This is a genomic window from Methylophilus sp. VKM B-3414 (assembly GCF_032248435.1).
In the GTDB taxonomy this organism is placed as follows: Bacteria; Pseudomonadota; Gammaproteobacteria; order Burkholderiales; family Methylophilaceae; genus Methylophilus; species Methylophilus glucosoxydans.
The window spans coordinates 174,501-200,955 of the sequence record NZ_JAVTLI010000003.1 but is presented as its reverse complement, the minus strand read 5'-3'; the positions used below and the strand labels follow the sequence as shown (position 1 = coordinate 200,955).

The following is a 26,455-nucleotide window of genomic DNA, read 5'->3' as shown; positions in this document are numbered from 1 at the left end:
AGATTAATAAGCGTTGGTCGCTTTGAAGTCCTGAATTGCTGCTTCCAGTGCCTTTTCGTTATCACCGCTCAAATCCTTGCTGGATTCGATCGTATCAACGATATTTTTGTACTTGGAGCTCAGGAAACCGTGCAATGCGTTTTCAAAGGCCAAGACTTTGTTGGTTGGCACATCATCAAAGTAACCTTTGTTAGCAGCAAACAGGCTGATACCCATATTCGCCACACTCAAAGGTGCGTATTGGGCTTGCTTCATCAACTCAGTAAACATACGACCGCGGTCCAGCTGTTTGCGGGTCGCTTCGTCCAAGTCGGAAGCAAACTGCGCAAACGCAGCCAATTCACGATACTGCGCCAAAGCCAGACGGACACCACCGCCCAGTTTTTTGATCACTTTAGTTTGCGCTGCACCACCCACACGAGACACGGAAATACCGGCGTTGATCGCAGGGCGGACACCAGCGTTAAACAGGTCACTTTCCAGGAAGATCTGACCATCGGTAATCGAAATCACGTTGGTTGGAACGAATGCAGACACGTCACCAGCTTGTGTTTCAATCACTGGCAAGGCAGTCAATGAACCTGTTTTGCCTTTAACTTCACCGTTGGTGAATTTTTCAACATATTCTTCATTGACGCGCGCAGCACGCTCCAGCAGACGGGAGTGGATGTAGAACACGTCACCTGGGTAAGCTTCACGGCCTGGTGGACGACGCAGCAACAGGGAAATCTGACGGTATGCCACAGCTTGTTTGGACAAGTCATCGTAGACAATCAATGCATCTTCACCACGGTCACGGAAGTATTCACCCATGGTACAACCAGCATAGGGTGCCAGGAATTGCAGGGCAGCCGAGTCAGAAGCAGTTGCCGCCACCACGATGGTATAGGCCATCGCGCCGTGCTCTTCAAGTTTGCGTACCACGTTAGCAATGGTAGAAGCTTTCTGGCCAATCGCAACGTAGATACAGGTCATGTTCTGACCTTTTTGGTTAATGATCGCATCGACAGCAACCGCTGTTTTACCTGTCTGACGGTCACCAATGATCAATTCACGCTGACCACGACCCACTGGCACCATGGAGTCAATAGACTTCAAACCAGTTTGTACAGGCTGTGACACGGATTTACGTGCAATCACGCCTGGGGCGATTTTTTCAATTTTGTCTGTCAACTTGGTGTTGACTGGACCCTTGCCATCAATCGGCTGACCCAACGCGTTCACCACACGGCCAATCAGCTCGGGGCCCACTGGCACTTCCAGAATACGACCTGTACATTTACAGACGTCGCCTTCAGTGATGTGTTCATACTCACCCAGCACCACGGCACCCACGGAGTCACGCTCCAGGTTCAATGCCAGACCGAATGTGTTGCCTGGAAACTCGATCATCTCACCAGCCATGACGTTAGACAGGCCGTGAATGCGCACAATGCCGTCTGTCACAGAAATCACAGTACCCTGGGTACGTGCTTCTGCGGCGGTAGAGAAGTTTTCCAAACGGCTCTTAATAAGCTCGCTAATCTCTGATGTAGATAACTGCATTTAATTCTCCTATGCCTTATGCTGTGAGCGTATAGGCTAAATTTTGTAACTGACCTTGGACAGACGCGTCGATAACGGTGTCGCCAACAATAATTTTGATGCCGCCGATGATTTCCGGATCAACGGAAACGCTTGCTTCAATTTTCTTGCCGAACTTGGCTTCCAGACGCTTGACCAAATCTTTGGTTTGCGTTGCCGTGATTTTGGCAGCGGCAATGATTTGTGCGTCCAAGGTGCCTTCATCTTGCGCTTTTAAAGCCTCAAAGGCTTCAGCAATGGCAGGCAATAAGGATAAACGGCCATATTCAACCAAAGTCTTGATCAAATTTTGACCATGCTCGTTAAGATTGTCGCCACAGACTTTGAGGAATGCGCCTTCAACATCTGCAGCATTCAGTTTGGGGTTATCAATCAGGGTTTTCATTTGGTCATTAGAAGCCACTCCGGCTGCCAATGCCAACATATCAGACCATGTTGCCAATGCATTTTTCTCTTTGCCCAACTTGTAGGCAGCGACAGCATAAGGCCTTGCAATGGTTGAGAGTTCAGCCATGTTTTATCCCTTTAACCTTATAGTTCCGCAGCGAGTTTAGACAACATTTCGCTATGTGCTTTGGCATCAATCTCTTTGCGCAGGATTTTTTCTGCACCAGCCACAGCCAGTGTTGAAACCTGTGCACGCAGACCCTCTTTGGCACGGTTCACTTCCTGATCGATTTCAGCTTTGGCACCGGCAATAATGCGATCACCTTCAGCCTTGGCGTTTGCTTTGGCTTCATCAATGATTTGAGCGGCGCGTTTTTCGGCTTGCCCAATGATCTCACTTGCTTTTTGTTTGGCCTCGTTCAATGTTGCTTCAGATTTTTTGGCAGCCACTTCCAGGGCATTCTTGCCCTCTTGGGCAGCAGCCAAACCATCTGCGATTTCCTTTTGGCGTGTTTCGATCGCTTTTAACAGCGGCGGCCAAACGAATTTCACTGTGAACCAGATCAACACTGCAAATGCGATAGCTTGCGCGATGAGTGTGAAATTAATATTCATGTTGGATCCATCATACTGATTGGTTGAAAGGTTTAAGTCACTACTTAAACCCTACCGGGCGGTGATTACCGAGTAAAAATTACTTGGCAACAACGCTCAACAATGGGTTTGCGAATGCAAACATCATTGCCAGACCAACACCGATAATGAAAGAAGCGTCGATCAAACCCAACAGCAGGAATACTTTACCTTGCAGGGCAGGGATCATTTCTGGTTGACGAGCAGCGCCTTCCAGGAAACTTGCACACATGATACCAATACCGATACAAGCGCCAGCGGCACCCAAACCAATGATCAAACCAATACCAACGCCTGTGTAGGCTTGAATCAATGCTAATGCTTCCATTTAATACCCTCTCTTATAAAGAATTAAAACAACGACAAAGTTAAAAATTAGTGCGATTCATGCGCCATGGCCAGGTAGACCACAGTCAGCATCATGAAAATAAACGCTTGCAAGGCCACAATCAGGATGTGGAAGATAGACCATCCAGCACCCAGTACAGCACCGGCAACGGTACCAGTCAGGCCAGTGGCAGCCCACATACCCAACAGCAAGAAGATGATTTCACCAGCGTACATGTTACCGAACAGACGCAATGAGTGAGAAAGTGGTTTTGAAACGTATTCAATCAGGTTAAACAAGAAGTTGGCAGGCCATACCAAAGGATTGCTACCAAATGGCGCACAGAACAATTCGTGAATCCAGCCACCCAGGCCTTTGGCTTTGATAGAGAAGAAAATCATCAGGAACCACACCGCCAGTGCCAAAGCAAACGTGGTGTTAATGTCAGAAGTAGGGACGATACGCCATTTGGTATGCTCACCACCAATTGCTGATGCCACATTTGCTACGTGGTCTACCGGCAGGAAGTCCATCGCGTTCATGACCAGCACCCAAACAAACACGGTCAGCGCAGCCGGCGCAATAAAGGAATGACGGTTACCGTGGAAAATGTTTTTAACCTGGTCATCGACAAAACCGAATAACAACTCAACAAACGCCTGACGCTTAGTCGGTACGCCAGCGGTCGCTCCGCGTGCCACCCACCAGATCAGCCCCATCACCAGCAAACCCAGCACGACTGAAGTCAGCAGGGTGTCATAGTGCAATACCCAAAAGCCTTCAGAGGTGGCATTGCCATTCACACCTTGTGCATTAAAGCTCAGGTGGTGCGCGATATATTCAGAAGGAGTCAGTTCTGCGTGTTGTGCGTGTTCGGTTGTCATATGTTCAAACTATTTTTAAGTTAACTGGTCTACACATTTGCTTGTGATTTTGCGAGCGCGGCGCCAGAAAAAAGCGCAGCGGCTGCCAAGCCTGCAATCAATGCAAAAGGCACCAATGCATGAAACAGCTTGAAAACCACAAACAGGATAATCGCGATGATTAATATTTTTACTGCTTCTGCCTTGAGTAAATTGAGTAATACCGCCGTGGGATCTGTTTTCAGCTGACCTTTGGCTGCAATTCTTGCAGCAAACCAGGCACCGATCACAACAGAAATGCCGCCCATCAAGGCTGATAATGCTGCATTGATCCCTGCCAATGCAAATGCTGCTATGGTCACTGCCGCTGTCGCCATGAGTTGCCAGCGCAGCATGTTACGGTAAAGCGACATGCCAGCCGCTTGGGTTTCGAGACCACTCATGGGGTTAGCCCGCAAAAATTCTAGACAAAATACTACAAAGACGCGAGATTTTGAATTATTCACCCGACGAAGTCAAGCACCAAACTAGCCATAACTGCCTGAATGAGCTGGAAAAATCGAGGCCTGCAGGTTGGCTACGTCATTTTGCTTACGATTTTAGGTGATTGTCGGTCAGTTTCGCTATCCAATCATCAAGCTGATCCAGATTTGCAAAACTCAGTTTCAAGACACCCGCACCGTTCGCCTTACTGCTAATACTGACCTCAGCCCCCAACTGTTCACTGAGTTGGTTTTGCAGAGTCGCCACATCTGGATGCACGGCAGGCTTGGCTTTTTTGCCGCTCGCCGGCTCGGATTGAATCATGCGCTCTACTTCACGCACAGATAAGCCATCCTGAACCACCTTGTTTGCCAATAAGATTTGCTGGGCCGGCTCTATGCCCACCAACGCACGGGCATGGCCCATGTCGATCTGGTTATCCAGCAACATATCCTGCACCATAGGGGTCAATGTCAGCAGGCGCAACAAGTTGGACACCGCCACTCTCGAGCGACCCACAGCTTGTGCCGCTTTTTCGTGCGTCATCTCAAATTCGTCAATCAGGCGCTTAATGCCCATGGCTTCTTCGAGTGGATTGAGGTTTTCACGCTGAATATTTTCAATCAGCGCCATCGCCAGTGCGGCTTCGTCGGCAATTTCCCGCACCAGCACGGGCACTTCGGTCAGGCCCGCCTTTTGCGAAGCACGCCAGCGACGTTCACCGGCAATAATCTCAAATTTTTCCGGGGCAATTTCACGTACCAGAATCGGCTGCATAATGCCTTGTGCCGCGATCGAGTCAGCCAACGTTTGCAGAGCTTCTTCGTTCATATAGGAACGCGGCTGATACTTGCCTGGCTGCAACTGCCCTACAGGCAATGTGCGCAACATGTCTGACTGGGCAATTGTTTCCGCATCCCCTGATAACAATGCGTCGAGTCCGCGACCGAGTCCCTTGGGCTTCACCATGCTGCTACTTCCTTATAAATGTATGTCTGAAATGAAAAGGATGAATAATTAATTTTTTTGAATGATTTCTTGCGCCAATTCAAGATAAGCCTGCGCACCCTTGGAAGAACGGTCATACAGCAAAACAGGCATGCCGTAACTGGGCGCCTCAGCCAGTCTGACATTGCGCGGAATAATGGTTTGATACACCTTTTTGCCAAAGTGATTCACCAGCTGGGCTGACACTTGCTGTGCCAGCATATTGCGGTTATCAAACATGGTACGCAGCAAACCCTCTATCTCCAGAACAGGATTTAAGTGAGCGCGCACTTTCTTGACAGTATTGACCAGATCAGACAAGCCTTCCAGTGCATAATACTCACATTGCATCGGGATCATGACTGAGTGTGCTGCAGTTAATGCGTTAACGGTCACCAGATTTAATGAAGGCGGACAGTCCAGCAAGACAAAATCGTAGCGATCATCACCCAACTTTAGAATTGCATTTTTCAACCGCGTTTCACGTGCCATTTCATTGACCAATTCCACCTCAGCCCCAGCAAGGTCGCGATTAGAAGCCGCCACATCATACTTAGCAGCTTCAGCATGAATCACCACCTCCTGCAGTGTCTTGTTACCAATCAGCACCTGATAAATACTGTCTTTTAAATGTGATTTATCAATACCACTGCCAGTACTGGCATTACCCTGTGGATCCAGATCGACTAACAAGACTTTTTTTCCGTGCTCGGCCAAACTGGCAGCCAGATTGACGCAAGTGGTGGTTTTACCGACCCCCCCTTTTTGGTTGGTGATGGCAATTATTTTCATTATGTATTCTCAAACACGATTAAATGTCTTTCGGCCTGCAAGTAGGGTACATGAAGACGGATCACTTCTTTGGGGATGACCTTTGCCTGCGCCAACTCATCGCTTGGCACCACTCCCTTCATGGCTAACCATCGCCCCCGTGGCGCAATTAGATGTGCAGTCAACTGCTTGAACAAAGCAATATCGGAAAAGGCTCTCGAGATCACTTGTGAAAAGCGAGTAGGGGGCGCATACGCTTCAACCCGGCCATGCACCACTTGCGCGTTTGACAATCCCAGCTCAGCCTTGACCTGCCGCATAAAGATAGCTTTTTTTTGTACAGTATCAATCGTGGTGACTTCGACCTCGGGACGCGTAATTGCGATTATCAACCCTGGCAAGCCTCCACCACTGCCTACGTCCAGCACATTACCGGCCTCTACAAAAGGCAGAACGCTCAAACTATCCAGCACATGTAGCACCAGCATCTCTTCTGAATCACGGACCGCAGTCAGGTTATAGACCTTGTTCCACTTTTGCATAAGCGCCATATAAGCGAGACACTTCTCCTGCATTTCAGGCGTAACCATCGCCTGCAAACCGAGCAACTCGACACCGGCCGCTAACTTTGAAGCCAATTCCATCATGCTGCTGCAATATCGCCAGACTGGCTCTGCTTTTTCTGTTTACGCTTGAGATAAACCATCAACAAAGAAATCGTGGCAGGGGTAATCCCCTGGATGCGACTGGCTTGGCCAATTGTTTCCGGTTTCTGTGCTAGCAGTTTTTGCCGCGCTTCAATACTCAAGCCATGCACATCATTATAATCGATAGCATCGCCCAACTTGACGTGCTCACTATTTTTTTGGCGTGAAATTTCCTCATTTTGGCGATCAATATAGCCTTGATACTTGGCAGCAATTTCTACTTGCTCCATCACATCTTCGGCCAACACTTCAGAGGAGGGAACAATCTCCAGCAATGATTGATAACTCACCTCTGGACGCCGTAATAATTCAAACAACGAATACTCATGCTCCAAAGCTTTACCAAAAACCAACGTTTGTGTTTCACGTGAAACAATTTTATTTTGGCTATTGCCCAGGGGTTGACCTTGGTCAGGCTGTAAAAACGTGCGCTTCAATCTTGCTTGCTCACGCGTGATCGCTTCCTGTTTTTTACAGAAGGCCGCCCAGCGCACATCATCAACCAACCCCAGTTGACGACCGACTTCGGTCAAACGCATATCTGCATTATCTTCACGCAACTGCAATCGGTACTCTGCACGGCTAGTAAACATCCGGTATGGCTCATTCACACCCGTTGTAATCAAATCATCCACCAACACACCCAAATAGGCTTGTTCACGGGAGGGGCACCAACCGTCTTTATCCTGCGCATAAAGTGCGGCATTTGCACCCGCTAACAGCCCTTGTGCTGCCGCCTCTTCGTAGCCGGTTGTCCCATTGATCTGCCCGGCAAAAAACAAGCCCTGCACAGCCTTAGTTTCGAGAGTTGACTTTAATCCTCTTGGATCGTAATAGTCGTATTCAATGGCGTATCCGGGGCGCAAGATATGCGCTTGCTCCAGCCCGCGAATTGAACGCACCAACGATAACTGAATATCAAAAGGCAAACTGGTGGAAATACCGTTCGGATAGATCTCATGGGTGGTCAACCCCTCAGGCTCAAGAAATACCTGATGAGACTCTTTGTCGGCAAAGCGATGAATTTTGTCTTCAACAGAGGGGCAATAACGCGGGCCCACACCTTCAATCACACCCGTGTACATCGGCGAACGATCCAATCCACTGCGGATAATGTCATGCGTCTGCTGATTGGTATGCGTAATCCAGCAAGGTAACTGTTGCGGATGCTGGGCTATATTACCCAAAAAGGAGAACACAGGCACTGGTGTATCACCAGGCTGCTCAGTCATCACACTGTAATCAATGGTTCTACCATCAATACGTGGTGGTGTTCCAGTTTTTAGCCGGCCAGCCGGGAGACCAATTTCTCTTAGCCTAGCGGCCAGGGAGATTGCGGGCGGGTCTCCGGCGCGCCCGGCGCTATAACTTTGCAAACCCACATGCACCAAGCCACCCAAAAATGTCCCTGCAGTGAGCACCACCGACTTTGCATAGAAACGCAAACCAATCTGCGTTACCACTCCCGCAGCGCGATGATTCTCAAGAATGATATCGTCTACAGCCTGCTGAAACAGCCACAAATTTTGCTGGTTCTCCAGACGGCGTCGAATGGCCGCCTTGTACAAAATGCGATCGGCTTGCGCACGCGTGGCACGCACAGCCGGGCCTTTGCTAGAATTCAAGATACGAAACTGGATGCCTCCCTCATCAGTGGCGGCCGCCATGGCGCCACCGAGGGCATCAACCTCTTTGACCAGATGACCCTTGCCTATGCCACCAATAGAAGGGTTACAGGACATTTGCCCCAGAGTTTCAATGTTGTGGCTCAACAAGAGGGTTTTTTGACCCATACGGGCAGCCGCCAGTGCAGCCTCGGTGCCGGCATGCCCACCACCCACCACAATGACATCGAATCGATCAGGAAAGTCCATCATAAAGAATCTTGAACTGTTTGATTTAAAAAGATTTATGATTTTAGCTTAAACTTACTAAATGGTCATTTAAATCACTGCATTGTTACACCTAAACTATGATTTAATACAATGTATTTACGGTTTAATACAAATCAATAACAAGCAGGCCATATTTGCTTAACATAACAAGAATAGAATTTTTCCTAAAACAACCAAGGAGCTATTACCATGAAAATCAAAACAATCATTGCCGTATTCGGGGTTCTTTTTTCTGCGCACGCATTGGCTGATGTCACCAATGCAGAAAAACTGGTATACAAATATACCAACATTGCACACTCTGCAAACTCCATGTACGAAGCCCCATCCATTACTGATGGTAAAATTTTCTTTAACCGCAAATTCAAAACACCTAGTGGTAAAGAAGCGGCATGTGCCTCTTGCCACACTAACAACCCTGCAAACGTTGGCAAGAACATCGTAACTGGCAAGGAAATCCCTCCACTGGCACCACGCGTGAATACCAAGCGCTTTACCGATATTGATAAAGTAGAAGAAGAGTTCACCAAGCACTGCAATGATATTTTGGGTGCAGACTGCTCACCTTCAGAAAAGGCAAACTTTATCGCTTATCTGTTAACCGAAACAAAACCTAGCAAATAATCAATGCTACGTTACGTATGGGATCCGTTTATACGGATCTTCCATTGGTCACTGGTCGCGGCGTTTGCTTATGCCTTTTATACGCACGACTCGATGTGGGATCGGCTACATCATGCTTATGCGGGTTATGTGGCCGGCACTCTGATCGTGGCGCGCATTATCTGGGGCATTATTTCCACAGGTTATGCCAACTTTCATAGCTTCCCGCTGAACCCTGTGTGGGCGCTGAAGCATCTCTACAAGCTTATCCATGGAACAGCCAAGCACTATATCGGCCACAACCCTACAGGTGCGATAGCAATTTATGCGATGCTGGGCCTAGGCATCCTGACGGTAGGTTCCGGCTGCATTGTTTATAACAATGGCTGGGACTTTATTGATGATGAAATGGCCAAAACCTTACATCACTATGTGACTTGGACATGGCTGGGTGTGGTGGTGGTCCATGTCTTCGGTGTGATTTTTGAAAGCATCATCAATCGTGATAACCTGATCTGGGCGATGATTACAGGGTGTAAACGCGTATGCAGTATTGAAGAACGGTTTGACCAAAAAAACACACCGTTCCCCCGAAAAAAAACCCGCTGATGCGGGTTTTTATTTACCTATACAAAAACGACTGAATATTTCCCCAAGCAAATCATCCGGCGTAAACTCGCCAGTGATACTACCCAACGCCTCTTGTGCGCAACGCAACTCTTCTGCAATGAGCTCCGCAGCATTCATTTGGCTCACCGCATAACTTAAGTGCTCTGATACGGCTTGCAACGCCTGCAAGTGTCTAGCCCTTGCCATAAACACACCTTCTCCGCCAGGTTGATAACCAATCATCTCCAGCAAAGTTTTTTGCAACAAAGGAATACCTAGACCTGTCTTGGCTGATAAAAACACGTGCTGCTCATGATCAATAACATCAGTGTGCGATGTTTCACGTGAAACATCTATCTTATTGTGCACCCAAACTTTTTTGACCTGACTCGGTAACTTTTCAAGAATGGACTTTTCAAATGCACCAATGCCATGCTGACTATCCACAAGTAACAAAGCCACATGCGCACTTGCAATCGCTTTCCAGGTCCGGGCTATGCCAAATTGCTCCACGGTATCTTCGGTCTCACGCAAACCTGCAGTATCAATGATATGCAAAGGCACACCCTGGATTTGAATGACGTTTTTGATGGTATCACGTGTCGTACCAGCTATCGGTGTCACAATCGCAACCTCTTCACCAGATAAAGCATTTAATAAACTGGATTTGCCAACATTGGGCTGTCCAATCAACACCACATTCATGCCTTCGCGCAGCAAAGCACCCTGTTTTGCCTGGTGGAAAATTCTTTGCAAGGTGACCTGATTTTGTTGAAGCTTTTCCAACACTCGCCCTTGCGTGATGAAATCAATCTCTTCCTCAGGAAAATCCAGGCAAGCCTCGACATACATCCGCAAATCAATCAATTGATGCAACAAGTCCTGTACCGCATTAGAAAACTCACCAGACAACGATCGAACTGCACTGCGGGCTGCTTCCTCGGTCGAGGCATTGATCAGATCAGCCACTGCTTCAGCTTGTGCGAGATCCAGTTTGTCATTCAAATATGCGCGTTGTGTGAACTCGCCGGCCACGGCGTGGCGTGCACCGCATTCGATGCAACGCGCAAGCAAGATTTGCATCAACGCAGTCCCGCCATGCGCCTGTAGCTCAAGCACATCTTCACCTGTATACGAATGAGGATTGGGGAAATAAATCGCAATGCCACGATCTATTAATACACCGTCGGCTTGTAGAAAAGAAAGATACGCTGCGTGACGCGGGGGTGGGCAGTGCCCGAGAATTTTAGCAGCAATACTGGCTGCTAGCGGGCCGGAGACCCTGACGACACCAATGCCGCCTGCACCGGGGGCGGTTGCAATCGCGGCAATGGTATCGTTGGCAATCGGAAGATTATTTGCCATGTCCTTTTTTCGCCAGCGCTTCGGCGTGGATCATGCGATTAATTGCCCATTGTTGCCAGATAGACAGGATATTGTTGACCAGCCAGTACAACACCAATCCGGCAGGAAAGAAGAAGAAGAATACGCTGAACAACACAGGCATAATCTTCATCACTTTGGCTTGAATCGGATCAGTCGGTGGTGGATTCAAGAAGGTTTGGATGATCATGGTGGCGCCCATCAATATGGGCAACACAAAATAGGGATCGGTGGCGGAAAGATCCTGTATCCAGCCAAAAAATGGGGCATGCCGTAATTCTACAGAGCCCAACAATACCCAATACAAGGAAATAAACACCGGGATTTGTACCAGTATGGGCAAGCAACCACCCATCGGGTTAATTTTTTCGGTGCGATACATTTCCATCATGGCTTGCTGCAGCTTTTGCTTGTCGTCGCCAAACTTGTCTTTCAGTGCTTGCATGCGTGGGGCAATTTCGCGCAAATGCGCCATATTGCGATAGCCAGAAGCTGACAGTTTGAAGAAAGCTGCCTTGATGAGGATGGTCAGCACAATAATCGACACACCCCAGTTTTTCACCAGATCGTGGATATGACTCAACAACCACATTAACGGTTTAGCAATCACGGTCAAAATGCCGTAATCGACCACATATTCCAAGCCAGGCGCCGTCGCTTCCAAAGCTTGCTGAACTTGCGGTCCACTGAATAATTTTGCGTCTACTGTTTTACTTGTCCCTGGTGCAATTTCACCTACAGGCAAAATAGTACCAATTGAGAAGTCATGCTCACTGAGTTTTGTCGTGTAAAACTTGCGTTCAGCTTTTGATTGTGGAATCCAGGCGCTGACAAAGTAATGTTGTACCAAGCCAATCCAACCATCTTTAGCATTGATAGAAACATCCTTTTTGGCCATTTCATCAAATTTCACCTTGTTGTATTTGTCTGCTTCGGTGAAATAAGCGCCGCCAGTAAAGGTCGGCATCATTTTAGAACCCTGATTGGATTCATTATCGTGAATGATTTGGTAATACACCGAAGGCGAAATGGCTTTTTCGCTGTTATTCTTAATTTCATACAACACATCAATGACATATTCACCACGATGAAAGCGGTAAATCTTGTCTACTGCAATACCATTCTTCTCCGGGGCAGTTAAACGGATATCCAACGTTTGTTGATCCGCTTGCATTTGGTAGCTGCTAGCCTCAGAGGTAAAGCTTTCATAATGCGTAGGCAAGCCTTCACCCTTGAGGCCGGTTTGCGCAACATATAATTTGTCTTTACTGCTATCACTCATCAACTCATAAGGGCCAGCGCCATTATCTGCTTTATGTTCTAACAAGGATAATTGACGTAAATCACCGCCGGCAGTGTCAATCACCGCCGAATAACGATCAGTTGTGACGGCGATACGTGTGCCTTTGTTTAAATGAAAGCCATCTACCTGCGGTTTATCAGCAGTTTCAGGCAGCGCTTGTGCCACTTGCTCGGCAGTTGGTTGTGGTGAATGGTCTTGTTGCCAGGCATCCCACAGCAACATGATGGAAAAAGAAAAAATCACGAACAGAATTAGACGGCGAGTATCCATAAGATTTCGTTTAAAAGTCAGGGTAGGGGGTCTACACCACCTGGATGCCAGGGATGACAACGACCGATGCGGCGTAAGGCTAACACACTCCCACGCCACGCACCATAGCGTTGCAAGGCCTCAATGGCATAGTGTGAACAGGTAGGGTGAAAACGACATTGTCTTCCCAACCAGGGACTGAGTCCCCATTGGTAACACTTGATCAAGAATATCAACAACGTCTTCATCGGCAAGAATTCATCAGGAAGCATGCACATGCACGGATTTGCTTAAACGGCGTAGCAAAGTCTCTACATCTTGACGCACTTGAGCAAATTCACCTTGTTTGAACGGCTTACGCACTTGTACCACCACATCAAAACAAACAGGCGCAATTGCTGGGTGAGCACGCAAGACTTCTCGCAACACCCGTTTCATGTAATTGCGTCTGACCGCCAGTTTGGACACTTTTTTTGAAACAACCAGACCGTAGCGGTGATGTGAAAGCTGATTTGGTTTGATATTGGCAAATAACCATTCACCATAAAACCGCTTCCTGAAACTAAAAACGGATGAAAATTCATCCGTTTTTTTTAGCTTATACAATGTCATGCATTGAGTATCCGCAATGCATCGTCAGGGATTACAGACCCAAACGTTTACGACCTTTAGCGCGACGAGCAGCAATCACTGCACGACCACCTTTGGTTTTCATACGTACCAGAAAGCCATGGGTACGTGCACGACGGGTTTTAGATGGTTGATAGGTACGTTTCATTATTAAACTCCAGCCAAAAATGGCAATTAAACTCTAATCCGGCAAGCTTGATTATTACGCTCAATATTTGCCGATTTCAAAAACCCTTAATTAAACATCAAATTCAGAGTTTATGTCAATGATTTTTTTTAATTTTTTATGATGGCGGGCTGTGGATAACTCGCCTTAAAACGTTTAGAATACTCAACAGATGGTCATGACAACAACCAAGACAAGACCACTTCTTCTGCCACTCTTTCCTGGCAATTATAACGAATAAATATTCAACACACTGATCCGTCTTCGCGATCAATGTGTTGCAATTACTTTTAAAAAAGCACTGGAGCAATGGAAAATTTTTGGGCCTATTGTTTGTTAAAGTTCGAGCAAGAGCTGTCAGCACAACAATACAACACCTGGATCAAACCCCTGAAAGCACGCATTAATGGGGAATCCGTGCAAATTGTTGCGCCCAACAAATTTGTCATGCAATGGGTTAAAAGCAAGTTTTTTTCACGCATAGAGACGATAGCGACCGAACTCTCTCCAACAGCCATTCTTGAACTGATTGTCGACAGTAGTGAATCCTTGGCACCGGCAGCACCCACCGTTGTTAACAAGGCAGTCAGTGTGAGCGAAAACCCGGTTGAAGCCGCCATTGCAACAGCACCGACAAAAACCGTAACCAAACCAAATCGGCCCCCCATTCAACGAGCAAGCGCAAAACCGGTTAAAAACGAGAAGAGTAGTGGGCTCAATGACAGCTTCTTGTTTGATAACTATGTCACTGGCCGTGCAAACCAGCTGGCACGCGCTGCGGCAATACAGGTGGCAGGCAATCCTGGCCAAGCATATAACCCACTGTTTATTTATGGCGGTGTCGGCTTAGGCAAAACACATTTGCTACAAGCCATCGGCAACGAATTAAAGAAAATTAAACCAGAAGCGAATATCCGTTACCTGCACGCAGAACGTTATGTCTCCGATGTGGTAAAAGCTTATGAAAACAAGGCGTTTGATGAGTTCAAACAACTTTATCATTCGCTGGATCTATTGCTAATTGATGATATTCAGTTTTTCGCCAAAAAAACACGCACCCAGGAAGAGTTCTTCTACGCATTTAACACGCTGATTGAAGAAAAAAAACAAATAGTCATCACTTGCGATACCTATCCTAAAGAAATCGCAGACATGGATGAACGGCTACGTACCCGCTTCAGCTGGGGGCTTACTGTCGCAGTGGAACCACCAGAACTGGAAATGCGGGTAGCCATTCTGCGCAAAAAGGCTGAAAACCTGAATATAGATCTGCATGAAGATGTGGCCTTTTTTGTCGCCAAACAGATACGCTCCAGCGTGCGAGAACTCGAAGGCGCATTGAATCGTATTATTGCCATGGCTAACTTTACCGGTCATGCCATTGATGTCCATCTGGCCAAAGACGCACTACGAGACCTGATTGCCGTACGCGGCCGCCAGATCACCATCGAAAACATTCAAAAGACAGTGGCTGACTATTACAAAATCAAAGTCAGCGATATGTTTAGCAAAAAACGCTCACGCAATGTCGCCAGACCGCGCCAGGTGGCCATGTCTTTGGCGCGAGAGCTTACCAATCATAGCTTTCCAGAGATCGGGGAAGCTTTTGGCGGACGTCACCACACAACCGTGATGCATGCCTGCGAAGAAATTGAACAATTACGCTTGAATGACCAGACGCTGGCACGTGATATTGGTTTACTCACACAAGTGATCAGGGATTAAAACAAGCAAGTCATGCTGTGGATAAGTTGAGAATGACGTGTGCTTAAATATTGCGTATAGACTGAATAAAATCAGTTTACAATATCAGCCACAAACGATTCAGGTTTAAACCGCAATTTATGCACAAGGCAATATTCGGATAAGTCTTTGAATTATTTATATTTTTAGACTTACCCACAAAAAAACGTAACATTACTATTATTCTTATCTTTTATATATTGAAATAAAGTTATTAATTAGGTCAGGCCATGCAAATCAAAATTAACCGTGAGGTTTTGCTTAAACCACTCAATAGTGTGACTGGCATCGTAGAGCGTCGGCATACATTACCTATCCTTTCTAACCTGTTGGTTAATATCAAACAGGATGAAATGCATTTGACCGCCACCGACCTCGAAATGCAGATTTCTCTGAAAGTACATGGCGGCATTGAAGGTGAATTGAGTACAACGATTTCAGCAAAAAAACTGCTGGATATCTGCCGTTCATTGCCTGACAGCACCACAATAGAAATGAATAATCAGGATAATCGCATTACACTGAAAGCAGGCAAGAGCCGTTTTAACCTGCAAACACTGCCTGCAGCAGATTATCCTTTGATGAGCAAAGCCAGTGGCCAAAACATCAGTTTCAGCCTGGCACAATCCGAGTTCAAACGCTTGCTCAAGCAAGTAGAATTTGCCATGGCGCAACAAGATATCCGCTATTATTTGAATGGCTTATTGCTGGAAGTAAATGGCAACCAGTTGCACGTGGTGGGCACTGATGGACACCGTTTAAGCTATACCAATACCACCCTGGCGCAAAGCTTTGAAAAAACAGAAGTGATCTTGCCGCGTAAAACAGTGCTGGAATTGACGAAGTTACTGGATGAGCAGTCAGATTCGCCTGTCGTGATTGAAGTCTTGAACGGACAGGTCAGCTTTGAATTTGGTGATATCCAACTGATCAGCAAAGTGATTGATGGCAAGTTTCCGGATTACAACCGTGTGATTCCCAATGGTCATCAAAATACTTTTCTGGTCAATCGCACACAAATCCTGAGCGCCTTGCAACGTGCTTCTATTCTGTCGAATGAAAAATATCGCAGTATCCGCATGGTCATCACCAATAATCAGCTAAAACTGATTAGCACCAACACCGAGCAAGAAGAAGCAGAAGAAGAACTCGATATCGACTACAGCAATGCCGCACTGGATATTGGTTTTAATGTCACTTACCTGATTGATGTGCTTAACAATCTGAGTGATGAACAAATTCAATTTGCGTTCGCAGACGCCAACAGCAGTTGCCTGATCACCGCAAGCAGCGATGCCAACTATAAATATGTTGTGATGCCAATGCGCATATAATGCTGGTAGCCGTGTTTCACGTGAAACACGGCCAATGTTAGGGTGATGGTCTTTTAACTCTCAATTAAAGAAACTTTTGTTATGGCACAGCCACAAGAATATAACTCAGACAGTATCAAGATTTTGGAAGGTTTGGACGCTGTACGTAAGCGTCCTGGCATGTACATCGGTGACACGTCAGACGGTTCTGGTTTGCACCACATGGTATTCGAAGTGCTGGATAACGCCATTGACGAAGCACTAGCCGGGCATTGTGACGATATTAAAGTGATTATCCACCCGGATAATTCCATCAGTATTTCTGATAACGGTCGCGGCATTCCGACCGATGTCAAAGATGACGATAAACATGAGCCCAAACGCTCCGCGGCTGAAATCGTGATGACCGAGTTGCATGCCGGCGGCAAGTTTGACCAGAACTCTTACAAGGTGTCTGGCGGTCTGCACGGTGTGGGTGTGTCTGTCGTTAATGCGCTGTCAGACTGGTTAAAACTCAAGATTTACCGTAAAGGTAAGGTACATCAGATGGAATTCCATCGTGGCGTACCGCAAGCGCCATTGGCCGTGACTGGAACCACAGATAAAACCGGGACAGAAGTACATTTTCTGGCTTCTGTAGACACGTTTGTGCTGGTTGAATATCACTTTGAAATCCTGGCCAAGCGTATTCGCGAATTGTCCTTCTTGAACAACGGCGTCAAGATTGAATTAATTGATCAACGTACCGGCAAGTCAGAAAACTTTGCGTTCAGTGGTGGTGTAAAAGGGTTTGTGGAGTACATGAACCGCAGCAAAACGGTTTTGCACCCTAAAGTGTTTTATGCCATTGGTGAAAAAGACAACATCACGATAGAAGTAGCCATGCAGTGGAATGACAGCTACTCAGAAACCGTGCAATGTTTCACCAACAATATTCCGCAACGTGATGGTGGCACCCATTTAACCGGTTTGCGCACCGCCATGACACGGACGCTGAACCAGTATATCGAGCAAAACGAGTTCGCTAAAAAAGCCAAGGTCGAAACCACCGGTGACGATATGCGTGAAGGCATTACCTGTGTGCTTTCGGTCAAAGTGCCAGATCCAAAGTTCAGTTCACAAACCAAAGACAAACTGGTGTCCAGTGAAGTGCAACCAGTAGTCTCCGAAATTGTGTCCGCTAAACTGGCTGAGTTTCTAGAAGAAAACCCGATTGATGCCAAAATCGTATGTGGCAAGATTGTCGAAGCAGCGCGCGCACGTGAAGCGGCCCGTAAAGCCCGTGAAATCACCCGCCGTAAAGGCGTAATGGACACCATGGGCCTGCCAGGCAAACTGGCTGATTGCCAGGAAAAAAATCCGGCGCTCTGCGAACTCTATCTGGTCGAGGGGGACTCTGCGGGTGGTTCTGCCAAACAAGGCCGTGACCGTAAATTCCAAGCCATTTTGCCACTCAAGGGTAAGATTTTAAACGTGGAAAAAGCACGTTTTGACAAGCTGCTGGGCTCTGCCGAAATTGCCACACTGATTACGGCCATGGGCACCGGCATAGGCAAAGATGACTTTAACCTGGAAAAATTGCGCTATCACCGCATCATCATCATGACCGATGCGGACGTTGATGGTGCGCACATCCGTACCTTGTTACTGACTTTCTTCTATCGCCAGATGCCAGAATTGGTTGAAAATGGCCATATTTACATCGCACAGCCGCCGCTGTACAAAGTCAAACAAGGCCGTGACGAGCGTTATCTCAAAGACGAACACGAGCTAGATGAATACCTGCTTAATTCAGCCTTGCGCGATGCTATTCTTGTGACCAAAGAGGGCGGCGAGATTCTGAAAGATGAAGCCTTGACCAGCATCGCCAAACAAATGGTGCTGACCGAAGCCGTAATCCGCCGCATTGCTAATCTGTATGACGAAAGCGTTTTACGCGCCATTCAGGATGTGGGCGAGGTTGACCTGAGCACAGAGGCCGCCGCTAACAATGTGGCAGAAAAACTGCGTCCTATCCTCGGTGCAGTCGGCTCAGAAGTGATTGTGTCACAAGATACAGAGACTAGCGCCTATCGTCTGGAAGTGAACAAATACGTGCACGGTAACCTGCAAAGTTGCGTCATTGATGCAGAGTTTGTAGGCAGCGGCGATTACCGCCAGATCAACCGCACTTCACAAATGGTGAATAACCTGCTGGGTGAAGGCGCCATGATCAAGCGCGGTGAAAAAGAGCAAAAAGTCAGCACCTTTAAACAGGCGTTAGACTGGTTGCTAGGCGAAGCCAAACATAACCTGAATATTCAGCGGTATAAAGGTCTGGGCGAAATGAACCCGGAACAACTGTGGGAAACAACCATGGATCCGACCGTACGTCGCTTGCTCAAAGTACAGATTGAAGATGCCATCGGTGCCGATGAAATCTTCACTACCTTGATGGGTGATAACGTGGAACCGCGCCGCGCCTTTATCGAAAGCAACGCCTTAAGCGTCAGTTCACTGGATATTTAAGCGCTTGTAGGTTCCATGAGATTTCTTTCAAATTCCAGAATTTTTTAAAAAATGATGAAATAGTTAGAAAATCACATTAAAGATAAAGGGACTCAATTTGAGTCCCTTTGTTATTTAAACATACACTTTTAGTATGCGCTTAACGACTATTAAATAATCCATTGTTCTGCAGCGCTTACAGCTGGAAGGGAATAAAGTGGTTGAGTTAGTTTTCCTCTAGTTTTATTACCGCCCCAATTGTTTTTTATTTTAGTACGCAGTTCAAACCAAGTTTCTGCCCTTAACAACATGGGCCAAATAAGTACAGGATGCCTTAATATCCAATCGTTAACAGCCCTACAAGCCTTTAATGCACTCCAATGATACCCTTTATTGGCTGAAGCATTTTTAGCAAGCTTGAAACAATATTTTTGTCATTTATTGGTAATGCATCAGATTTCAATTGGTCTGTCACGTTAGGTCGTCTATTCAAGAGACAATGGTAGATGTGCTTAGTGGGTAAAAAATAAGAAAAATAATTCTCACCATTGAGAAACTCAAAGGTTTCATAAGCGTACATTTAGTACATAAGTTAAAGATTGTTGAGTGGAATTAATAGATACTGAACTTTCCGTATTGCCAGACTCGTCGCCACCAGAAAGGAATTCGCTTGTTGGCTGGTGAGAATATTCTAAATTTTGTGTATATACCAAAATAAACCTATACCAGTCATCTCAACACCAACCGCATCACTAACTTCAGTACCTAAGACAGTTCCTACGACTTAAAATGCTACCAAGGTTGTACGAGTGCATGAGTAATCTTCTTTACTACCGGTAATATCATTAGCAAGGTTGGGAAAGCAATCACCCATGACAAAGCCCATGCACCCATCCAAAAATGGAAAAGATGTTCAGAGAATCCAACACTGCGCAGGGTGCTAATAAATGACACCACAAAAGTCATGAAGATTGAAAGTATCAGGGGCATCACAAAAATGGCGTATGGTGCTGGGATTACTTGAAATTTTGTAAACTTCTTTGGGGTGTAGTTACTTGATGTCATTTTCTACTCCATAAGGTTTGCCGTATTTAATCGAATACAGAGTATTATAGGTGTCAGATATAATCATTTTTAGACAATAAATATCTCAAACAAGACATTTTTAATGAGCATCCTAAATATTGCGCCTGATATCTATCAGGCTCTTCCTCACAAAGTCACGGCAAAGGCCGCCGATTATGATGGCGGCTCAACCCCCATGCATAGCCATCCAAGAGCTCAATTGATTTATGCATCTTCTGGCGTCATGCGCATTGAAACAGAGTATGGTTGCTGGATAGTGCCACCGCTTAGAGGTGTTTGGATACCGCCTGAAGTGATGCATACAGCTCATATGCAAAGTCGTGTTCAGGTACGTACGCTCTATATCAGGGCTGATATTGCTGCCAATTTATCTAAACACTGTTGCTTAGTTGAGGTATCGCCATTACTCCGCAGTCTTGTAATTGCGCTAACAGAAGATAACGTCGACTATGATGAAACCGGACGTTCAGGGTTAATTGCACAATTGGCCTTACTAGAAATCAAGTTTCTGAAAACACCTGCTTTGCATCTACCGCTCCCCCGTAACCCCAAGCTCATGCTAATTTGTCAGGAGATGCTAAAGCGACCCGATGTACAAGTCACCATCGAGTTGATAGCAGATCAACTGGCCATGAGTACCAGGACGCTTGCTAGAAAATTCAAAAAAGAAACGACTTTAAGCTTTAGTCAATGGCGACAACAGGCCAGATTAATTGAAGCCTTGAGTAAGCTCGCTGATCAGCAACCTGTTGCAAAAATTGCCAGTGACTTAGGCTATTTAAGTGCTAGTGCATTCACCGCTATGTTCAAACGGACATTGGGGATAGAACCCAGCAGATATTTCAAATAAAGGGGGTATGCATATGCAAAGCAGTCCCAAATCATTGCATTTGTATAATGAAGCTACCCGCAATAAGAAACCACTTTAAGATAAGTTTTTGAAGAAGGGGATGCGCTTGGCTAGGCAAACAACAATTTTTCAGGTCTTTGTTGCATCACCTAGTGATGTAATAGAGGAGCGTGCAATACTTGAGCAAGTTATTTCTGAATTAAATCAAATATGGAGTCGAAGCCTTGGCTTGACCTTAGAGTTGCTAAGGTGGGAGACAAACGTTCGACCAGCCTTCTCTTTAGATCCACAAACAGTAATCAATGATCAAATAGGCACAGATTACGACGTATTCATTGGTATTTTTTGGGGGCGTTTTGGAGCAGCCACCTCAAGGGCCGAATCTGGTACTTTGGAAGAGTTTGAGCGAGCTTACTCACGTTTTACGAATAGTGAAACTGTTCCGGAAATTATGTTGTATTTTAAAGATGCTCCTATAGCACCTTCTAAACTTGATCCAGCTCAGCTAAAAGGTGTACAAGATTTTAAGCGGTCGCTTAGTGCACGGGGAGGTCTTTATTACGATTTTGAGGATTCATCTGGCTTCGAGTCGTCGGTCAGAGCCCATTTATCTGCAGTTGCGCAAAAACTTTCACAATCAAGATTTTCAACAATATTAGCTAAAGAAGCACAGGCTATAACTGTGGCTGAAGACGAAGATGAGCTGGGATACTTTGATCACATCGAAATGTATGAATCAAAAATTGAGGAAATGACAATAGCTATAGAAATAATAAATGAAGCCACAATAAGAGTTGGCGAGCAAGTTAGCCAACACGCTAAAGAGGCAGAAAAGGGCGATCCTCAAAATATAAAAGCCGCAAGGCGTTTTGTCACTCGTGCTGCTGATGATATGGATAGTTATGCAACAATTATGAAGGCTCAGGTTTCAACACTTTCCTCCACTCGTGTTGTTGCTTTTAATTCACTTAGTAGCGCACTTTCATTGCGTAATGATTTTTCTCGAAATGGAGATGAGGATTTGCGTGAGCTGCGGGAATCTTTAAGCTCTATGAAGGAGGGCTCACTGACCGCAAGAAATGCAATGGCAGGAATGAGAGTAGCAACTGATGGTCTTCCACGTATGAGTAAGGAACTCAATAAGGCAAAGCGAGCTGTAGTCTCTCAAATCGATGGGCTTTTGTCTGAACTAGACAGCGTACACTCCACTATAAATAACATTGTCGAGGCCATAGATCAGATGCTTGGCGAGTAAAGTCAATGCCCCATGGCGGTCATATTAGAACAACTCAAAATTGTAGTACTTGTGTATGAAAATTTTTAAATGAAAAAGTCCTTTATTATTTAGAGTCCACACTCAACGTACTAATAAAAAAGAATATTGTATGAAGCGCTGCAGTAAAGCCACCAGTTTTAAGCTTAGGTTTTATCTATCAGACTGCTTTCTGATTCAAGCAGGGCTTTAAGATCCTCACGCCCTTGCGCCATGACAGTCGACAAGGCTTTTCTGTCATGGCGGATTTTGAGCGTGGTTTCCAGTTGTTCCACATCATGCTTTTCAAATTGCTGAATGATTCGATTTGCTGCTGTGGCTGTTTCACCAATGACCAATAAGGCTTGTCTGGCGGCTTCGAGTGAGGAGTAAAACGTCTCGCGGATGGGTTGCAAATCCAGCTCGCGCAAATCAAACGCATCGGTCCGGCTTCTGGCCCTGACCACAATATTGACTTGTGGCCAGCGCTCCTTGACCAGGCGGGCCATTTCTAGTGTGGCATGGGTGTCATTCAAAGCAATGACTAGCAATTTGGCCGAGCCTATGCCTGCTTCTTCAAGCACATCCAGTCGTGACGCATCACCGTAGTAGCATCGCCAGCCAAACTGGCGGGTTAAATCAACCTGGTTGGGGTCGTTATCAATCAGGGTGGCGCTGATGCCTTTGGCTAACAGTACACGGCCAACAATCTGGCCAAAGCGGCCAAACCCGGCAATGATGACGTTATTATTTTCAGGGATGGCATCGCGTGGACGCTCCCCGCATTGCAGGGTTAAAAAGCGGTCATACAATAACAGCAGCAGCGGGGTGATGAGCATAGACACGGCGACGATGGCATTGAGGGTGTTATAGCTGCCGCGAGACAAGGATTCCTGGCTTAACGCCAAGCCAAAAATCACAAACGCAAACTCGCCAATTTGTGAAATAGACAGGCCCAATAACAGTTTGTCGCGTAACGAGTACTTGAAAACCTGGCCCAGGCCCATCAATACGACCATTTTGATCGCCACAATGAGCAGGGCAAAGCCAAAAATCAATCCAGGCTGTTGCGTGATCAGTGAGATATCCACGGTCATGCCGACCGAAATGAAAAACAGCCCTAACAGCAGACCTTTGACTGGTTCAATGTCCAGCCTGAGTTCATAACGGTATTCAGAGCCTGCGAGCAACACGCCCGCCAGAAAGGTACCGAGGGCCATCGACAAGCCGACCGATTGCATGGCCAGGGAGACCCCGATCACCAGTAACAATGAAAAAGCGACAAACATTTCGCGCAAGCCGGTTTGGGCAATCACGCGCATGACCGGGGGCAACAGCGTGCGGCTGGCAAAAATAATGGCAACAATCACGGCAATGGCCTTGCCTACCGCCATCACATCAAACCCGGTGCTTGCGTGATGCGGGGCAATCAAGGCCAGGATCATAAACAGCGGGATCACTGATAAATCCTGAAACAGCAGAGTGGCAAAGGCCGCTTGTCCGCCCGGCGTGTGTAACTGCTTTTTCTCAATCAGCGCTGTCAATCCAATGGCGGTCGATGACATCGCCACGCCCATGCCGATAATCAGCGCCTCCTGCCATGAAAAGTGCATTAAGTAGGCGATGCTGCCAACCACGGCGATGGTCAGTGTTACCTGCAAGCCACCCAGGCCAAACAACAGCTTGCGCAACTCCCATACTTTTTGCGATTCCAGCTCCAGACCAATTAAAAACAACATCAATACCACGCCAAACTCGGCAAAGTGCAGCACTTGCTCCGGGTCGGCAATCAACTTCAAGGCATAAGGGCCCAGCAAAATCCCGGCAATCAGATAACCCAGCACCGAACCCAGGCCGAGCCGCTTGAACAATGGCACCAGAATAATGGCGAAAGACAGGTAAATGGCCGCTTGCACCAGAAAGTCAGAAGTGGAATGCATGATGCCCTTAAGAGAAATAAAGATTGAAATAACGGCTGCTAAAAATACTTTGCCAGATAAATCTGACATAACTATCAGATTGCTACCAATATATTACTGACAAACGCTTGTTTAAAGTGTCTATCAGCCATTCATAAACGCCATTTTAAAGAATTAACCGCTATGCAGACGCCTAAAGAATTTGCTGATCAGATTTTTGATGTATTAAGTTTTTCGATTGACTTAGCCTGCCATGAAAAAGAGTGGTTTAACGTCAGCCGCGATGCCCTCGCGTTTGGCTTTAACCAAACAGATGTCTCCAGTGATTTTGCCTACGCCCAGCGCTTTGACCTGGAAGTCTCCCCCGACATTTTCATCAGCCTGCATTACCGCTCGTTTGACCCCTCCGGCCCTTTCCGCCGCCTGCCTGGTGTCAGCAAGTTTGAGCTCACTCTGTCTGTTCAAGACAAAATGCAGCGCTTTCATCAAAACAGCTTTGATGAACCGCTCACGGCTAACGACCCCTCGGCTTGGGATGAGCTCTCCTACGCATAACGCCGTTTAAGACGGCCTTTGCCTTTTAGAGAGTCATCCACTGCCGGATCAGCGGCGCATGTTGCGCCCAACCTTTCTCGCTTACACACCAGTGTTGTACTTGCCCGCCCGCCAATAATAATTTTTTCGCATAGGCGGCTGCTTCATCCACAAGCGGATGGCCTTGTTCGCTAATGATGAGCGCATTAACCAGCCCCGCCAGTCGGCACGACTGGACAGGCGAAACATAAGGATGCCAGGCCAAACTGGGGCAGGGCGCATAGTCAGCCCATGCCGCCCGGCAGGGACTCTCGGTCAGGCTAGCGAGCGACGGCGAGGTTTGCAAGGCATCCAACATGGGGTTAATCAAGACTTGCCCTTGCAGTTGGGCAGGTGCACGCAGCCCGCGGTCTCTGTAAAGCAGGGCGGTGACGGCTGCCAGATTGCCGCCAGCGCGCTCGCCACCTACAAATAGCAGCTTCGCATCTGCCCCTAATACTTTTGCATGTTCACTGAGCCATTGTAAGGCCTGGTAGGCGACTTCTATGCTATGTGGAAACTGCACACCCGGCGCCAGTGGATAATCTACACATACCACGACACAGCTGTCTGAGAGGGCTTCAGCCAGTGCATGCGCGCTCTCAATCTGGCCCTGATTAAACAGGCCATCATGAAAATACAGCAGTGCTGGCCCTCGCTTTTGGCGGTGGTGGCGGCCAAACACCTGCAGCTTGATACTGTGGCCGGTGGCTGCATATTCAAAGGTAGTGGTCCACATGGTGTAGGGTTGATGCAAACGATAAGGCAGGCACTGCGTGCCTGCATTTGGGCATCCACTAGCGCAAACCGCCCCCCACCAGCAATTGCTCACCCGTCAGCCAATAAGCATCTTCAGAGGCCAGAAACACTGCGACAGAGGCAATATCATTCGGTTGCCCACTGCGCCCCAGTGGCGTCTGTGCCACATAGGCGGACTCCATTTCTGAACCGATCACCCCGGCGGTATGCGTGCCTTCTGTTTCCACCAGGCCAGGGTTCAAGGCGTTTACGCGAATCTTGCGTGGTCCCAACTCTCTGGCCAGCACGCCGGTGATGGCATCCACTGCGCCTTTGGTACCGGTATACACGGCACTCGCAGGGGGTGTTAAACGGCTCACTACCGAACCAATATTGATAATGCTGCCACCCTCAGGCAAGTGTTTGACCGCGGCTTGCGAGGTCAGTAACAGGCCCAGCACATTAATGTTGAATTGCTTGCGAAAATGGTCAGGCGTGATTTCTTCAAGGGGGGCAAATTCATACACCCCGGAGTTGTTGACCAAAATATCCAGCTTACCAAAGTGAGTGATCGCTGCGTCTACCAGCGCGTGTGCATCAGCCACCTCACTCACATTGCCGCCCACCGCCACCGCCTTGCCACCCGCTTGTGTAATCTCGGCCACTACTTTGTCAGCCCCAGCCTTGCTCGATAAATAATTCACCACCACCGCTGCACCCTCGCGGGCAAAGCGTTTGGCAATTTCTGCCCCTATGCCTTTAGAGGCCCCAGTGACTACAGCGACTTTTCCTTCCAGTTTCTTGCTCATCTTGATGCTCCTCAATTAATAAAGTGGTTTAAAACTGGTGACCACTATAAATAAATAAAAACCCCAGATAAATCACCTAAAAATGCAATCACTGTGCTAATTTA

At 47.1% G+C, this 26,455-nt stretch carries 27 protein-coding genes; 8 read left to right on the top strand and 19 right to left on the bottom strand.

The features are described 5' to 3' along the window. Positions 1 to 3: 3 nt before the first annotated feature. From atpA to mnmG, 10 genes are all read right to left on the bottom strand, one after another. On the bottom strand, positions 4 to 1,545 hold the full coding sequence (atpA, locus tag Q9292_RS03215; protein ID WP_194749669.1) for a F0F1 ATP synthase subunit alpha: 1,542 nt from the start codon (positions 1,543 to 1,545) through the stop codon (positions 4 to 6). A 16-nt stretch (positions 1,546 to 1,561) separates the two neighbouring features. After that, positions 1,562 to 2,098 carry a F0F1 ATP synthase subunit delta gene (locus tag Q9292_RS03210; protein ID WP_194749668.1) on the bottom strand — a complete coding sequence of 179 codons (537 nt, stop codon included), beginning with the start codon at positions 2,096 to 2,098 and terminating at the stop codon, positions 1,562 to 1,564. 17 nt (positions 2,099 to 2,115) lie between these two features. Further along, a complete protein-coding gene (locus Q9292_RS03205; RefSeq protein WP_313984686.1) occupies positions 2,116 to 2,586 on the bottom strand; it encodes a F0F1 ATP synthase subunit B in 471 nt (156 codons plus the stop codon). Positions 2,587 to 2,665: 79 nt separating this feature from the next. Beyond that, positions 2,666 to 2,932, bottom strand: a complete 267-nt coding sequence (atpE, locus tag Q9292_RS03200) for a F0F1 ATP synthase subunit C (RefSeq protein ID WP_018987204.1) — start codon at positions 2,930 to 2,932, stop codon at positions 2,666 to 2,668. Positions 2,933 to 2,979: 47 nt separating this feature from the next. Next, positions 2,980 to 3,816 carry a F0F1 ATP synthase subunit A gene (atpB, locus tag Q9292_RS03195; RefSeq protein WP_124552423.1) on the bottom strand — a complete coding sequence of 279 codons (837 nt, stop codon included), beginning with the start codon at positions 3,814 to 3,816 and terminating at the stop codon, positions 2,980 to 2,982. Between the two features lie 29 nt (positions 3,817 to 3,845). Then, entirely contained in the window at positions 3,846 to 4,238 is a 393-nt protein-coding gene (locus tag Q9292_RS03190) for an ATP synthase subunit I (RefSeq protein ID WP_194749665.1), read from the bottom strand. Positions 4,239 to 4,386: 148 nt separating this feature from the next. After that, positions 4,387 to 5,247: a ParB/RepB/Spo0J family partition protein gene (locus Q9292_RS03185; protein ID WP_194749664.1), complete on the bottom strand. Its 861-nt coding sequence runs from the start codon at positions 5,245 to 5,247 to the stop codon at positions 4,387 to 4,389. A gap of 48 nt (positions 5,248 to 5,295) precedes the next feature. Then, the gene (locus Q9292_RS03180; RefSeq protein WP_228518953.1) at positions 5,296 to 6,057 is read right to left on the bottom strand and encodes a ParA family protein; all 762 of its coding nucleotides are present in this window, start codon (positions 6,055 to 6,057) and stop codon (positions 5,296 to 5,298) included. Next, the gene (gene rsmG, locus Q9292_RS03175) at positions 6,057 to 6,680 is read right to left on the bottom strand and encodes a 16S rRNA (guanine(527)-N(7))-methyltransferase RsmG (RefSeq protein WP_313984676.1); all 624 of its coding nucleotides are present in this window, start codon (positions 6,678 to 6,680) and stop codon (positions 6,057 to 6,059) included. Before rsmG ends, Q9292_RS03180 begins: the two co-directional genes overlap by 1 nt. Then, positions 6,680 to 8,617: a tRNA uridine-5-carboxymethylaminomethyl(34) synthesis enzyme MnmG gene (mnmG, locus tag Q9292_RS03170; protein ID WP_313985784.1), complete on the bottom strand. Its 1,938-nt coding sequence runs from the start codon at positions 8,615 to 8,617 to the stop codon at positions 6,680 to 6,682. The genes rsmG and mnmG overlap by 1 nt, the downstream gene beginning before the upstream one ends. 210 nt (positions 8,618 to 8,827) lie before the next feature. On the opposite strand from mnmG, the gene cycA reads away from it, so the two are divergent. Together cycA and Q9292_RS03160 are read left to right on the top strand one after the other, a co-directional pair. Beyond that, positions 8,828 to 9,262 (top strand): cytochrome c'', encoded by a 435-nt coding sequence (gene cycA, locus Q9292_RS03165; RefSeq protein ID WP_194749662.1) that lies wholly within the window; start codon positions 8,828 to 8,830, stop codon positions 9,260 to 9,262. Between the two features lie 3 nt (positions 9,263 to 9,265). Continuing rightward, positions 9,266 to 9,850 carry a cytochrome b/b6 domain-containing protein gene (locus Q9292_RS03160; RefSeq protein ID WP_194749661.1) on the top strand — a complete coding sequence of 195 codons (585 nt, stop codon included), beginning with the start codon at positions 9,266 to 9,268 and terminating at the stop codon, positions 9,848 to 9,850. A gap of 9 nt (positions 9,851 to 9,859) precedes the next feature. On the opposite strand, the gene mnmE is transcribed toward Q9292_RS03160, so the two are convergent. The 5 genes from mnmE to rpmH are packed head-to-tail and all read right to left on the bottom strand — an operon-like array spanning position 9,860 to position 13,563. After that, the gene (mnmE, locus tag Q9292_RS03155) at positions 9,860 to 11,215 is read right to left on the bottom strand and encodes a tRNA uridine-5-carboxymethylaminomethyl(34) synthesis GTPase MnmE (protein ID WP_313984671.1); all 1,356 of its coding nucleotides are present in this window, start codon (positions 11,213 to 11,215) and stop codon (positions 9,860 to 9,862) included. Next, positions 11,205 to 12,806 (bottom strand): membrane protein insertase YidC, encoded by a 1,602-nt coding sequence (gene yidC, locus Q9292_RS03150; protein WP_313984669.1) that lies wholly within the window; start codon positions 12,804 to 12,806, stop codon positions 11,205 to 11,207. Before yidC ends, mnmE begins: the two co-directional genes overlap by 11 nt. Before the next feature lie 17 nt (positions 12,807 to 12,823). Then, complete coding sequence (yidD, locus tag Q9292_RS03145) at positions 12,824 to 13,033, bottom strand: membrane protein insertion efficiency factor YidD (RefSeq protein WP_194749703.1); 210 nt, start codon at positions 13,031 to 13,033, stop codon at positions 12,824 to 12,826. 13 nt (positions 13,034 to 13,046) lie between these two features. After that, entirely contained in the window at positions 13,047 to 13,397 is a 351-nt protein-coding gene (rnpA, locus tag Q9292_RS03140; protein WP_313984664.1) for a ribonuclease P protein component, read from the bottom strand. 31 nt (positions 13,398 to 13,428) lie between these two features. Continuing rightward, positions 13,429 to 13,563: a 50S ribosomal protein L34 gene (rpmH, locus tag Q9292_RS03135; RefSeq protein WP_018987191.1), complete on the bottom strand. Its 135-nt coding sequence runs from the start codon at positions 13,561 to 13,563 to the stop codon at positions 13,429 to 13,431. A gap of 327 nt (positions 13,564 to 13,890) precedes the next feature. On the opposite strand from rpmH, the gene dnaA reads away from it, so the two are divergent. The 3 genes from dnaA to gyrB all read left to right on the top strand — a co-directional run bounded on the left by dnaA (position 13,891) and on the right by gyrB (position 19,145). After that, positions 13,891 to 15,306, top strand: coding sequence for a chromosomal replication initiator protein DnaA (gene dnaA / locus Q9292_RS03130; RefSeq protein WP_313984657.1), 1,416 nt, complete (start codon positions 13,891 to 13,893; stop codon positions 15,304 to 15,306). A 248-nt stretch (positions 15,307 to 15,554) separates the two neighbouring features. Beyond that, positions 15,555 to 16,658 carry a DNA polymerase III subunit beta gene (gene dnaN / locus Q9292_RS03125; protein WP_194749656.1) on the top strand — a complete coding sequence of 368 codons (1,104 nt, stop codon included), beginning with the start codon at positions 15,555 to 15,557 and terminating at the stop codon, positions 16,656 to 16,658. A gap of 81 nt (positions 16,659 to 16,739) precedes the next feature. Continuing rightward, complete coding sequence (gene gyrB / locus Q9292_RS03120; RefSeq protein ID WP_194749655.1) at positions 16,740 to 19,145, top strand: DNA topoisomerase (ATP-hydrolyzing) subunit B; 2,406 nt, start codon at positions 16,740 to 16,742, stop codon at positions 19,143 to 19,145. A gap of 771 nt (positions 19,146 to 19,916) precedes the next feature. On the opposite strand, the gene Q9292_RS03115 is transcribed toward gyrB, so the two are convergent. Further along, positions 19,917 to 20,189 carry a DUF2798 domain-containing protein gene (locus Q9292_RS03115; RefSeq protein ID WP_313984652.1) on the bottom strand — a complete coding sequence of 91 codons (273 nt, stop codon included), beginning with the start codon at positions 20,187 to 20,189 and terminating at the stop codon, positions 19,917 to 19,919. A 103-nt stretch (positions 20,190 to 20,292) separates the two neighbouring features. Between Q9292_RS03115 and Q9292_RS03110 the strand changes: the two genes are divergently transcribed. Then, positions 20,293 to 21,060: a helix-turn-helix transcriptional regulator gene (locus tag Q9292_RS03110; protein WP_313984650.1), complete on the top strand. Its 768-nt coding sequence runs from the start codon at positions 20,293 to 20,295 to the stop codon at positions 21,058 to 21,060. A 106-nt stretch (positions 21,061 to 21,166) separates the two neighbouring features. Continuing rightward, positions 21,167 to 22,315 carry a DUF4062 domain-containing protein gene (locus tag Q9292_RS03105; protein WP_313984647.1) on the top strand — a complete coding sequence of 383 codons (1,149 nt, stop codon included), beginning with the start codon at positions 21,167 to 21,169 and terminating at the stop codon, positions 22,313 to 22,315. 164 nt (positions 22,316 to 22,479) lie between these two features. On the opposite strand, the gene Q9292_RS03100 is transcribed toward Q9292_RS03105, so the two are convergent. Continuing rightward, positions 22,480 to 24,252 (bottom strand): monovalent cation:proton antiporter-2 (CPA2) family protein, encoded by a 1,773-nt coding sequence (locus tag Q9292_RS03100; protein WP_313984644.1) that lies wholly within the window; start codon positions 24,250 to 24,252, stop codon positions 22,480 to 22,482. Positions 24,253 to 24,414: 162 nt separating this feature from the next. On the opposite strand from Q9292_RS03100, the gene Q9292_RS03095 reads away from it, so the two are divergent. Beyond that, entirely contained in the window at positions 24,415 to 24,786 is a 372-nt protein-coding gene (locus Q9292_RS03095) for a hypothetical protein (RefSeq protein ID WP_194749653.1), read from the top strand. Positions 24,787 to 24,811: 25 nt separating this feature from the next. On the opposite strand, the gene Q9292_RS03090 is transcribed toward Q9292_RS03095, so the two are convergent. After that, positions 24,812 to 25,543, bottom strand: a complete 732-nt coding sequence (locus Q9292_RS03090) for an alpha/beta hydrolase fold domain-containing protein (protein ID WP_313984641.1) — start codon at positions 25,541 to 25,543, stop codon at positions 24,812 to 24,814. Positions 25,544 to 25,601: 58 nt separating this feature from the next. Then, positions 25,602 to 26,351, bottom strand: a complete 750-nt coding sequence (locus tag Q9292_RS03085) for a glucose 1-dehydrogenase (RefSeq protein WP_313984639.1) — start codon at positions 26,349 to 26,351, stop codon at positions 25,602 to 25,604. Positions 26,352 to 26,455: the final 104 nt, after the last annotated feature.